Raw genomic sequence first — 13704 nt, 5'->3', positions numbered from 1 at the left:
ATTTACACATAATTAAAGTTATATTTAATCATTAAAATTAATAGAACCAGGGGGCCTACAAAATGGATTTTGAAAGTATAAAAAATGGAGATTCTGAAGTTTATTCAATAATAAATGAAGAACATGAAAGACAAGAGAATAATATAGAACTTATAGCATCTGAAAACTTTACAAGTAAAGCAGTTATGGAAGCTATGGGATCATTTTTAACAAACAAGTATGCTGAAGGGTATCCAGGAAAAAGATATTATGGCGGATGCTATGTTGTAGATAAGGTTGAAGATCTTGCAAAGGATAGACTTAAAAAGCTTTTTGGTGCAGAACACGTTAATGTTCAACCTCATTCAGGTTCACAAGCAAATATGGGGGTTTATTTCGCTGTTCTTCAGCCAGGAGATACAATAATGGGAATGGACTTGAGTCACGGTGGTCATTTAACACATGGAAGTCCTGTTAATTTTTCTGGAAAACTTTTTAATGTTGTATCATATGGGGTTAGTAAGGAAACAGAACAAATTGATTATGAAGAATTGAGAAAAAAAGCACTTGAATGCAAACCAAAGATTATAGTTGCGGGAGCAAGTGCATATCCAAGAACTATTGATTTTGCCAAATTTAGAGAAGTATGTGATGAAGTAGGAGCTTATTTAATGGTCGACATGGCTCATATTGCTGGACTTGTAGCAGCAGGACTTCATCCATCACCAGTTCCATATGCAGATTTTGTTACAACAACTACACATAAGACTTTAAGAGGACCTAGAGGCGGGGCAATACTTTGTAAGGAAAAGTATGCTAAAGCTATAGATAAGACTATCTTCCCAGGAATGCAGGGAGGACCTTTAATGCATATAATTGCAGCTAAAGCAGTATGTTTTGGTGAAGCTTTAAAGGATGATTTTAAAGATTATTCAAATCAAATAGTTAAGAATGCTAAAGTGCTTTCTGATGAACTTAAAAAATATGGTTTCAGATTAGTTTCAGGGGGTACAGACAATCATCTTATACTTGTAGATTTAACTAATAAATATATTACAGGAAAAGATGCAGAACATCTTCTTGATTCTATAGGAATTACTGCAAATAAAAATACAATACCTTTTGAAACAAAGAGTCCTTTTATAACAAGTGGGATAAGAATAGGAACCCCAGCTGTTACAACAAGAGGATTTAAAGAAGAAGAAATGAAGCAGATAGCTTATTTTATAAATTATGCTATTGATAATAGAGATAAGGATTTAAGTGATTTAAGAAGCAAAGTTACAGAACTTTGTAATAAATTTCCAATATACAAGTAAAAAATAATGCACAATTCACATTTCACGATGCACAATGAAGGATGATTTATCTTCCTCTCGTCAGATAAATCTAAAATTATATAAAAACACAATGTGATGTTCAGCTGGCTGAACGAACTAATAGGGCTTTATCTCAATTTCGTGTTAGTTATAAGTTTTAGATTTTCTGTAGTGAAACGGAAGAAAATCATCCTTCATTGTGAACTGTGAATTGTGCATTGTGAACTGATAAGGGGTGTGTTGCTCATGAGCTTGAGATTTATCTATGGAAGAGCCGGCAGCGGAAAAAGCCAATTTTGTATAGAAAGTATAAATAAGAGAGTAAATGATGGAGGCGATAAGCCTCTTATTTTCATTGTACCGGAACAATTCTCATTTCAATCTGAAAAAAATATATTGAATGTTATAGGTGAAAGAGCAGCTCTTAGAGTAAAGGTACTTAGCTTTAAAAGATTAGCGTATAAAGTATTTAATGAAGTTGGGGGAGTAACTAGAAAGCACTTAGACCCTGCAGGAAGAAACATGCTTATATATCATATAATGGATGAGCATAAAGATGAACTCAAAACATTTAGTGCAGCGGCTCGAAAGCAAGGCTTTGTAGATACTGTCTCAGAAAGTATAAGTGAATTTAAAAAATATGAAGTTACTCCAGATATATTAATTAATGCATTAAACAAAATAGACAATACAGAGCTTAAAAATAAGCTTTATGATTTAAGCTTTATTTACAAAGAGTTCGATAACCTTATACAAAAAAATTACATAGATCCAGATGATGATCTCACTCTACTAAAAGAAAAGATTGATTACACGAATGCCTTTAATGGGGCTGAAGTATGGATAGATGAATTTTCGAGTTTTACGGTGCAGCAATATAGCATAATAGAAAAACTTGTAAAAAAGTGCTCAAGGGTGAATATTACTTTATGCATGGATGGAGAAAAAAAGTTCACGGGATCGGATGTTTTTTTAATAACGGAAGCTACAGAAAATAGAATACTTAAAATAGCTTCTGAAAACAATATAAAACTTGAAAAACCTGTATTTCTCAATGAAAAACCGTTTTATAGGTTTAGGGAAAATAAAGAACTAGCATTTCTTGAAAATAATTTATATGCTTTTCCTTATGAAATATTTAAAGAAAAAACAACTAAAATAAAGATATGTAATTCAACTAATAGTTTTTCTGAACTAGAAAGTGTTGCAAGAGAGATAATATCTCTTTGTAGGGACAAAAATTATAGATTAAATGATATTGCTGTGGTTACAGGCAATCTTGATAGTTATGAGAAGATAATTTCAGTTATTTTTAAGGAATATGGAATACCATATTTTATAGATCAAAGAAGAAGTATAGAAGATAATAATCTGGTAGTCTTAGTAAATTCTATAATGGAGGTATTTATTAAAAATTGGTCTTATGAAGCTGTATTTAGGTATCTTAAATCTGGTTTTTCAAACATAGAAACAGAGGATATAGATTTAATAGAAAACTATGTGCTCGCTGCAGGAATAAAAGGCAGAAAAAAATGGGTTTTAGAAGATAAGTGGCATTATAATATTTATGGCAATAGTTTTAATGAAGAGATTTCAGAAGAGGATAAAGAAAAACTAGTTAGAGTTAATGATATAAGACAGAGGATAATTGAGCCGTTTAAAAAATTTAGAGAGAAAATAATGAGAAAAAATACTGCATCTGAAATATGCAGTGCTTTATTTGAATTCCTATATGAAATAAATGTACCAGAAAAAGTTGAAAGGCTTGTAGATGAATTTAAAGAAGAAGGAAAGCAGGTACTTGCCAATATCTACAGCCAAATTTGGAATGTGATAATGGGACTCATGGATCAAATTGTGGAGGTTATGGGTGACGAGAAGGTAAACCTTGAGAAGTTTTCTAAGATACTTCTAATGGGTATTAAAGAACATGAGATGGGACTTATACCTTCCTCAGTGGATCAAGTAATAGTTGGAAGTGTGAGCCGTTTAAAAAGCCACTGTATTAAAAATTTATTTATAGTTGGTGTAAATGATGGGATTTTTCCGTCAGCAGGTATTGAAGAAGGTATACTTACAGATAATGATAGAGGTATACTTTTAGAAAAAGGAGTTGAACTTGCAAAGGATACAAAAACAAGAGCTTTTGAAGAACAATTTTTAGTGTATACAACACTTACTAATTGCTCAGATCATCTAATTGTAAGTTACCCAATGGCAGATATTGAGGGGAAATCTCTAAGACCATCTATGGTGATAAATAGGCTAAAGACTTTATTCCCATTAATAGATATGGAAAGTGATATTCTAGAAAATGAAGACGATGAAAAAAATATGAATTTAATATCTTCTGAAGTGCCAACTTTTAATGAAATGGTGTCTGCTTTTAGAAAAAATATTGATGATAACTATAAAAGCGAACTTTGGAGGGATGTGTATAGATTCTATTCAAAAAATGAAAAATGGGCGAGTACTTCTGAAAATATTTTCTCTGGAATGTTCTATACAAATCAGGTTGATTCTATAAGTAGGGAAAAAGCAGAGAAACTTTATGGAACAGATCCTAAAATGAGTGTATCTAGGTTTGAAAAATATATATCATGTCCATTTGCATATTATGTTCAATATGGATTGAAGCTTAAGGAAAGAAAGCTGTTTAATTTGACGGCGCCGGATATTGGATCTTTTATGCACAAAGTAATAGATGAATTCTGCATAGAAATAAAGAAAAGCAATATGAAGTGGGAAGATATAGATGAAGGAATTAGAAAAAAGCTTATAACTGATATTGTTGATAAAGAAATAGGTAATAATGTTAATTCAATATTCAGCAGCTCTCCTAAGAATGCTTATTTTACAGGAAGAATTAAAAAAGTTTTATTAAAGACTTCTGAAATAGTTACAGAGCATTTCAAAAGGGGGAATTTTGAACCAGTAGGTTATGAGGTTTCCTTTGAAAATGGAGGTAATTATCCACCTATAATAGTTGAGATTGAAAATGGAAGGAAAGTGGTCTTGACAGGCAGAATTGATAGGATAGATATGCTTGAAAAGGATGATAAAACCTATATAAGAATTATAGATTATAAATCTGGAAACAAGATTTTTAAGTTATCCGATGTATATTATGGTCTTGAAATTCAGCTTTTACTATACCTTGATGCAATAATGGAAAATGAAGGAGAAAATACATTTCCAGCAGGAGCACTTTATTTAAAAATGGATAATCCTGTTATAAAAGATAAAAAGAATATGACAGATGAAGAAATAAGAGAAGAAATACTAAAAAGTTTTAAAATGAAAGGACTTTTACTTTCAGATCCAGATATAATAAAAGAAATGGATAAAGAAATGGAAGGGAATTCTGTTATTATACCAGCATCAATAAAGAAAGATGGAAATTTGGGAAAATCTTCAGCTATTAGTGATAATCAATTTGATCTTTTAATGAGGCATGTGAGAAATATAATAATGGAAAATTGCAATAAACTTATAAATGGAAATATAAAAATAAACCCTTACAAAAAGAAGGAAAACACTCCTTGTGAATATTGCATTTATTCATCAATTTGTAGATTTGATATGAATTTTGAAGACAATAATTACAGATATATAGAAGATAAAAAAGATGATGAGGTTTGGAAGCTTATTGAAAATGAAAAAGGAGGGGAGGAAGATGAGTAAGAACATGTGGACAGATGAGCAGCTTGAAGCCATAAATTCAAGAGACTCTAATCTGCTTGTAGCAGCGGCTGCGGGTTCAGGAAAAACTGCTGTGCTTGTTGAAAGAATAATAAGGATTATAATGGATGAAGAGAATCCTGTTGATATAGATAGACTTTTAGTAGTTACTTTTACAAATGCAGCGGCATCAGAAATGAGAGAAAGAATAGGAAAGGCGATATCAGAAAAACTTTATAAAAATCCTAATTCTAAAACAATTCAAAGACAGTTTGCACTTTTAAATAAGGCGAAAATAACGACTATACACTCTTTTTGCTTGGATGTAATAAAAAACAATTTTCACTATATAGACATAGATCCAGACTTTAGAGTTGGCGATGAAACAGAAATGGTTCTTTTGAAGAGTGAAACCCTTGATGCATTATTTGAAGAAAAGTATTTAGAAGTACAAAGAAATGGAGATTCAACGTTTTTAAGACTTTTAGAAAGTTATTGCAATAATAGAGATGATTCTGCCTTGTTTGAAACTGTAATGAGTTTGTACAACTTTGCCATGAGTAATCCTTGGCCATATGAATGGATTAATTCTATGGTAGAAAAATTTAATATAGATGAAAACTTTGAGTTTGGAAATTCAGAATGGGCAAAAGTTTTGCTTAATAGTATAAACATACAACTGATTGGAATGAAAGAATCAATCGTTAATGCTCTAAGAATAATAGAAAATGAGCCAACACTTGAAAACTATATTGAAAACTATAAAGAAGATGCTGATATGCTTGATGACATTATAATGAGCTGCAGTGATTACAATAAGCTTTATAAAGCTCTAAATGATGTCTCTTTTAAAACTTTAAAAAGATGCGGCAAAGACGTAAATAAGGAAAAACAAAAACTAGTTAAAGATGCAAGAGATAGCGTAAAGAAAAAGCTAAGTGATATAGCTGTGAATATAACATCAAAGAACGAAACTTCAATAAAAAATGAAATGAATGAGCTATATCCACTTATGAAGTCGCTTGGAGAGCTTGTAATTGAGTTTAATGAAAAATATAAATTAAATAAAAGTAGAAAAAATATAATAGACTTTAATGATTTTGAGCATATGTGCCTTGAAATTTTAACTGAAAAAGATGAGGAAAATAATATAAAGCCTTCTAAGGCAGCTCTTGAAATAAGGGAAAAATATGACGAAATATTAATAGATGAATATCAGGACAGTAACCTTGTACAGGAAGTAATAATGGGAACAATATCAAGAAAGTATACAGATAACCCTAACCTGTTCATGGTTGGAGATGTTAAACAGAGCATTTATAGATTTAGAAAGGCAAATCCAAAATTGTTCCTTGAAAAGTATAATACCTATGAAAAAGGTGAAAAAGCTAAAAACAGAAAGATACTTCTTTATAAGAATTTTAGAAGCAGAAAAGAAATACTAGATGGCGTTAATTTTATCTTTAAGCAGATAATGTCATTAACTGTAGGAGAAATGAATTATACTAGTTCGGAGTTTTTAAATCCTGGTGCTAAGTATAAAGATTTAGATTCAGAAAGCGAAGGGACAAATAACAATATAGAACTTTATGTTGTTGAAAAAAATAAAGAAGAAACAGAAGTAGAAGAGGAAGAAGATATTTCTGATATAATGCTTGAAGCTAGAGTAGTTGGAAAAAGAATACTTGATATGACGCAAAATGATGATGAAAATAAAAATTTTTATGTATTTGATAAGGAAAGTGAAGGCTACAGAAAAGCCCAATATAAAGATATAGTTATACTTCTTCGTTCAACTAAGAAGTGGTCTGGGGTTTTTTATGATGAACTTAAAAAAATGGGTATACCTGTATTTGCCGATTCAAATTCGGGTTATTTTGAAAGTTCAGAAATAAAAACTATGCTTTCTTTTTTACAAGTGATAGATAACCCAATGCAGGATATTCCATTTGCGGCGGTGTTGAAGTCACCTATAGGTGGATTTTCAGTTGAAGAGTTAATAGATATAAAGTGCTTTGAAGGAGATACTTTTTATGAAAAGCTTAAAAATGGCATGAAAAAATGCTGTGGGGAAAATAAAAACAAACTTTGCATAAAAATGTTCTACTTTATTGAGAAACTAAACAGGTGGAGAAAAGAATCGCTGCATATGCCTATAGATGAATTTATATGGCATTTGTATACTGAAACTGGGTATTATGGATATGTAGGAGCAGTAAAAGGAGGAATGCAGAGACAGGCAAATTTGAGATTGCTTTTTCAAAAGGCTAAAATTTATAATGAAACCAGTTATAAGGGATTATTTAATTTTATAAACTTTATAAATAAAATCAAAGTAAGCAGTGGTGATATGGGCAGCGCAAAGATACTTGGAGAAAATGAAGATGTTGTTAGAATAATGAGTATACACAAAAGTAAGGGACTTGAGTTTCCTATAGTGTTTGTATCTGGTACAGGTAAGAATTTTAATTTAATGGATATGAATAAAGCTATACTTTTTCATAATGAACTTGGTTTTGGCCCAGATTATGTTGATTTGGAAAAAAGAGTTTCATATGGGACTCTTATGAAGGAAGCAATAAAAAATAAAATAAAATTGGAAACATTATCGGAAGAAATGAGAATACTTTATGTTGCTTTTACTAGAGCAAAAGAAAAACTCATAATAACTGGACTAGTGTCTAGTATTGAAAAAGCTGCTCTAAAATGGGCAAGTGCAATTAATAGCAGTGGTGAAAAAATTTCAGAGGATGTAGTAATCAAAGCAAAAAGCTATCTAGATTGGATATGTACTTCAATTATAAGGCATAAAGATGCTTCAACTTTAAGAGAGCTTATAGGTGAGGAAACAGAAAATGGCAAGTTAATTGAGGATGAATCCAAATGGGATATATCATTTTTAAAGAGACAGGAAGTCATAGAATTATGGCATAAAGAGGAAAGCGAAAGCTTAGATAAGATGGATTTGTTTTATAGTGAGCTTGAAAAAATCAGAAATTCTCCATATGAAAGTAGTCATTCCGGCGAAATAGAAAGAAGACTTAGCTACAAATATAAATATATGAAGGCATCTAAGCTTCCTTCACTGCTTTCTGTTACAGAATTGAAAAGACAATTCTTGGAAGATGATGAATATGGAACAAGGATGTTTATGCCAGCACTTTCTAAAAAACCGAAATTTCTGGAGGAAATTAGAGGACTTACAGCTGCAGAAAAGGGTACAGTATTTCATTCTGTAATGCAGCATTTAAATTTTTGTTCTGATAGTGGTAAAATAAATATAGAAAATATAAAAATGCAAATTGACAATATGGTATTAAGTGAAATAATAACTGATAAACAAGCGGAAACTGTAAGTGCTAAAAAGATACTTGCATTTTTGAATAGCGATATAGGAAAAAGAATTACTAATGCACTTAATGTATATAAGGAGTTTCCATTTCAGATTAGATTTAAAAGTACAGATATATATAATGATTTAGAAAAAAGTTTATATGAAAATGAAGATATAATTGTTCAAGGTATAATTGATTTGTACTTTGAGGAAGATGATGGAATTGTACTTTTAGATTATAAGACTGATTATGTTAAGGACGATAAAGTAGATGCCATAAAAGAGCGATATAGAGCACAAATAGATTACTATAGTGTTGCACTTGAGACTATAACAGGTATTAAGGTTAAAGAAAAGTATCTATATTTGTTTTATAATGGAGTAACTGTAAAAATGCAATAATTGACTTTATGATTGGAGGAGTATTTTTGGAAAAAAAGACAATAAATCAATTTAAATCTGGTAATAGAATTGAAGGATTTTTTATAATAAAATCTGTAGAGTGTAGAGTTTCTTCTAATAATAAAAAATATCTTGATATTACTTTTGGAGATAAAACAGGAGATATTAACGGAAAACTGTGGGATGTTCAAGGAGAAGATGAAAATAAATATGCTGCTAATGCTTTAGTTAAGGTAAGGGCAGCAGTGATTGAATGGCAAAATAATCTTCAACTTAAGGTTGATAAAATAAGAGAAGCAGTTCAGGAAGATAACGTCCAAATATCTGATTTTGTTCCATCAGCACCATATACCTCTGACGATATGTATGGACTTATACTTGGATATACTGATAAAATCAAAAATGATGATATAAAAAATATTGTATTTCAAGTTATTGATGAAGCTGGAGATAAATTGATGTATTGGCCAGCAGCTAAAAAAAATCACCATTCAGTGAGGGCTGGATTATTATATCATACAACTACTATGCTTAAAGCAGGAGAAAAAATTTGTGAAGTATACACGTTTTTGAACAGTGATTTAATATTTGCAGGAGTAATACTCCATGATATGGCTAAGCTTGAAGAAATGATATCCTCAGAGCTCGGAATAGTAACTGATTATAGTACGGAAGGGCAGCTTTTAGGACACATAATTCTTGGAGTTGAGAAGGTAAAAAAGGCGGCTGAAAAGGTTGGGGCAGATAAAGAAATTTCAATGATGCTTGAACATATGGTTTTATCACATCATTATGAGGCAGATTATGGAAGCCCTAAAAAGCCAATGTTCCCTGAAGCTGAGGTGCTTCATCATCTTGATGATATGGATGCATCTATGTTTGATATGCAGAAGGCTCTTGAAAATACTGAAGCTGGAGCTATGTCAGATCCAGTATGGTCTCTTGATAAGAGGAGAATATATAAATCGAAATTTGACAAGAAATAATAGTGAAGGGTTTTAACTCACAATGTTCGTTAAAAGACTAATTTTTTCGCTGTGCGAAAAGTGAAGGGTTTTACCTTCGGTAAAAGGTTAAGGTTGATTTTCCTATGTGTTACTACGGAAAATCTTTAACTTAATTATTTTTCCGCAGCAAAGCGGAAGAAAAATCACCTTAACTTTTGGCTTTAGCCGAAAAGTTCACTTTTGACAAGCGAAGCTATGTCAAACCCTTCACTTGTAATGTAAGTGAAAAAGTTAGTCTTTTAACGAGCAGAGCGAAGTTAAAACCCTTCGCTCATCTTTATTTTTTGAAGAATTCAAGTATTTTATCGCATACATAGTTTACTTCATCTAAAGTAAGTTCAGGATAGATAGGAAGTGCAAGAATTTCCTTTGAAACTTTTTCAGCTATAGGAAAATCTCCTTTCTTATATCCGAGGTAATCAAAACATTTTTGAAGATGAAGAGGCATTGGATAATATACGCTGGTTCCAATCTCATTTTCTTTAAGGAAAGAAGCGAGTTCATCTCTTTTGTCTGTTAATATATTAAATACATAATAAACAGGAGATTGGTTTCCTTTAATTTTAGGGAATCTTATATGCTCGCATTCAGAAAGTCTTTCTTTATAAACATCAGCAATTTTTGCTCTTTTATTTATAGCATCTTTTATATACTTTATTTTTACAAGAAGTATAGCAGCTTGAATTGTATCTAATCTTGAGTTATAGCCCAAATTATCATAGTGATATTTTTTTGAAGCTCCATGAACTCTATATTGTTTAGCAAGCTCAGCTAATTTATCATCGTTAGTTACAATCATGCCACCATCGCCATAGCAGCCAAGTGTTTTTGTTGGGAAGAAAGAAAATACTCCAAAATCTCCTATAGTTCCTGAGTGCTTCATGGAAGTTCCTTTTCCTTGCCACCTCATTCCAAATGCTTCAGCAGCATCTTCAAGTACTTTTAAATTATGGGTTGAAGCAATTTCCATTATTTTATCCATATCAGATACTTGACTGAAAAGGTGGATAGGAAGAATACCAACAGTGTTCTTAGTTATTTTTTCCTCTATTTTATTAGCATCAATACATATAGTATCCTCATCTATATCTACAAATACAGGTTTACCACCGTGTCTTGCAATACATGAAGCAGAGGCAAGGAAGGTAAATGGTGAAGTTATGACTTCTTTTCCATCTTTAAAACCAAGTATGTCAGAAGTTAAAACTAAGGCATCTGTACCTGAGGCAACACCAATTGCATGTTTCGCACCTGTAAATTCTTTAACAGCTGATTCAAAATCTTTTACTTGCTGTCCTAAGGTTGATATTCCATCTTTTAGAACATCATGAATAGCAGTATCAAATTCATTTTGTTTCTCGGCATATTCTCTTTTTGACGTATAAAATCCTACTTTCATAGTTATAAAACTCCTTTTAAATTATTTTACTTTTTCAACAGCTTTTATTACTTCACTTATAATATATTCTGCAGTTTCAAGTGAGAGTGTAGAATATAAAGGAAGAGTAATTTCATTTTTGTATTGATCAAATGTATTTGGATAATCAGAAATAGAATACCCAATTGACTTGTAATAAGTAAACATTGGAATAGGGGTATAGTGAACATTAGTAGGAACTCCTATTTCAGCAAGCATTTCTATTACTTTATTACGCTTTTCTTCTGTAAAATCTTTTATTCTAAGTAAATACAAATGATAAGAGGTTTCACACGCAGCGTCTTTTTTAAATGGAACAATAGCCCAAGGCTTAGCACTTAAAGCTTTATCATATAAATCAACTAAAGCTGCCCTATGCTTTAACATTTCTTCATAACGTGTAAGTTGAACAAGACCTATAGCAGCCTGAATATCGGTCATATTGCATTTCATGCCGTCAGTTAAAATGTCATATTGCCAAGCACCAAGCTTAGTTTTTGCAAGAGCATCCTTTGTTTGACCATTTAAAGCAGTGTATTTAAATACCTTGTAAAGGTCATCAAAGCCGTGGAAATGATTATTATTAAATGTTACAGCACCACCTTCAGCAGTGGTCAAATTTTTTACTGCATGGAAAGAAAAAATGTGAAAATCAGCCTGACTTCCAACTTTTCTTCCCTTATATTTTGCACCAAAGGCATGAGCGGAATCAGATATTAAAATAATATCCTCTCTATTAATTTTTTTTAGCAAAGCTCTTATTGCGTCATAGTCTACAGGAAGACCAGCTATATCAACTGATAATATGGCTTTTGTTTTTGGAGTTATAGCTGCTTCTATTTTATTTATATCAATTAAAAAACTGTCCTTTGCAACATCGACATATGTAGGTTTTATTCCTCTATGACATATTACGTTTGAAGTTGAAGCATAAGTGTAAGGCGTTGTAATAACCTCATCACCTTCTTTTATATCCATTACTTTTAGTACAAGTTCCATTCCAGCAGTATCACTTGCAACTGCAACTGCTTTTTCTGTTTCACAGTACTCTGCAATCTTTTTTTCGAATTCTGCGACTCTTGGCCCAGATGTAATCCAACCTGATTCAAGTACTTTTACAACCTCTGCTATTTCTTTATCTGTTATATCCGGTGGTGAAAATGGAATGTTATTACTCTTCATATTGATTATCTTCCTTTCAAATTAAGATTTTTTTATTGTTTTAAAGAATCCTGTATCTTTTGTGATATGAATTCCATTGGTACTAGCTATTTCGTTTTTTAAAAAGTTTAAGAAATTAATTATTTTTCTTTTATCTGTAAGTAAGCTTTTAATTTCAGGCAAGGAAAAAATATATTCTGCGAGAGGTTCTGCCTTAGTTACAACTAAACTATCTTTATAACGTTTAATTTGTGCTTCTTTAAACCAATTTTTTATAAGTTCATTACCATTTTCTAGTTGAAAGCTTTGAGTAGCATCCCAGCTTTTGCAGTATAAAAGTGAAGGATCAAATTTTGCAGCAATTTCTCTCATTTCATGCAAATGTCTTTTGCCAACTGTGGAAGCATAAAATTGACCGCCAGTTTTTAGAACTCTAAATATTTCAGAAAGAGCTTTTTCTTTATCAGGAACGTGATACAGCATGTGATTTGCAATTACTATATCAAAGGTAGCGTTGTCAAAAGGAATGTTTTGAACATCTACCACCTTAAATTTAATCTTTCCCTTAAAAGCTTTAAGGTTATTTTTAGCATCTTTAATCATTCCGCTTGAAAAGTCTGTTAAAGTCAATTCTAAATCACCTGGAACTTTTTCTATGTTTTTTAGCCATAAAGAACCATCTCCACAGCCGACCTCAAGTATTTTTGATTTCGGTTTTATTGTAAGCTCATCAAAAAACCAGCTCATCCATCCATACTTGTTTGTACTGTAAAGCTCATGTATTTTTATTCTTGCTCTAAGATTTGAGGCATTTTCATATTGAAGAAGCCATTTTTTATCTTCATTAACTACATTAATTATGTTTATAAATTTATCCCAGTTAAAGTCATTTTCATTGTCCAGCATATCTAAGGTTTCATCTATAGAACTTATAACAGTATTTATGTGGTGAACCTTTCTTTTCATTATCTCTTTTTGAATTTCAAGAGATCGTCTTAAGTTTTCATCGTAGACATCGGAAGTCATTATATTTTTTATTTCATCAAGAGATAATCCTATAAATTTTAATGTCAATATCTTTTGAAGTTTAGGAAAATCATGTTTTGAATATAATCTGTGACCAGAAGAATTATGCGATGATGGCTTAAGTAAGTTTATTTTATCATAGTATCTAAGTGTTCTCAAAGTAATACCTGATTTTTTTGCAAATTCACCTGTAGTATAAAATACTTCTTTCAAGTTTTTCACCTCTATAAAGTATAATACCACATAACGTAACGTAATGTGCAAGGAAAAAATAAAATTAATTATTTTACCAATAATGGTTAAAAAGTGGTATATTATAAATATATGTTATATATTTGGTTAAACAAAATTTTATGTAAGATGTGTATAGGAGAAAAT

7 protein-coding genes are annotated in these 13704 nt (G+C 31.1%); 4 read left to right on the top strand and 3 right to left on the bottom strand.

From position 1 onward, the window contains the following. Positions 1-62 precede the first annotated feature (62 nt). The 4 genes from glyA (at position 63) to LQK79_RS01215 (ending at position 9701) form a co-directional block, all read left to right on the top strand. A complete protein-coding gene (gene glyA / locus LQK79_RS01230) occupies positions 63-1298 on the top strand; it encodes a serine hydroxymethyltransferase (RefSeq protein WP_231015177.1) in 1236 nt (411 codons plus the stop codon). 246 nt (positions 1299-1544) lie between these two features. Further along, positions 1545-4982 carry a helicase-exonuclease AddAB subunit AddB gene (addB, locus tag LQK79_RS01225; protein ID WP_231015176.1) on the top strand — a complete coding sequence of 1146 codons (3438 nt, stop codon included), beginning with the start codon at positions 1545-1547 and terminating at the stop codon, positions 4980-4982. Continuing rightward, entirely contained in the window at positions 4975-8715 is a 3741-nt protein-coding gene (gene addA, locus LQK79_RS01220) for a helicase-exonuclease AddAB subunit AddA (protein ID WP_231015175.1), read from the top strand. The genes addB and addA overlap by 8 nt, the downstream gene beginning before the upstream one ends. A gap of 26 nt (positions 8716-8741) precedes the next feature. Continuing rightward, entirely contained in the window at positions 8742-9701 is a 960-nt protein-coding gene (locus LQK79_RS01215) for a 3'-5' exoribonuclease YhaM family protein (RefSeq protein WP_231015174.1), read from the top strand. Positions 9702-9999: 298 nt separating this feature from the next. Here the strand turns inward: LQK79_RS01215 and LQK79_RS01210 are convergent, their stop codons facing one another. The 3 genes from LQK79_RS01210 to LQK79_RS01200 are packed head-to-tail and all read right to left on the bottom strand — an operon-like array spanning position 10000 to position 13548. Further along, complete coding sequence (locus LQK79_RS01210) at positions 10000-11121, bottom strand: DegT/DnrJ/EryC1/StrS family aminotransferase (RefSeq protein ID WP_053241022.1); 1122 nt, start codon at positions 11119-11121, stop codon at positions 10000-10002. A gap of 21 nt (positions 11122-11142) precedes the next feature. Continuing rightward, positions 11143-12321, bottom strand: coding sequence for a DegT/DnrJ/EryC1/StrS family aminotransferase (locus LQK79_RS01205; protein WP_231015172.1), 1179 nt, complete (start codon positions 12319-12321; stop codon positions 11143-11145). A gap of 21 nt (positions 12322-12342) precedes the next feature. Continuing rightward, entirely contained in the window at positions 12343-13548 is a 1206-nt protein-coding gene (locus LQK79_RS01200; RefSeq protein WP_231015170.1) for a MerR family transcriptional regulator, read from the bottom strand. Positions 13549-13704: the final 156 nt, after the last annotated feature.

This window comes from Clostridium guangxiense, assembly GCF_021043395.1.
In the GTDB taxonomy this organism is placed as follows: Bacteria; Bacillota; Clostridia; order Clostridiales; family Clostridiaceae; genus Clostridium_S; species Clostridium_S guangxiense.
The sequence above is the reverse complement of the archived record's forward strand: the minus strand, read 5'-3'. Positions and strand labels throughout refer to the sequence as shown.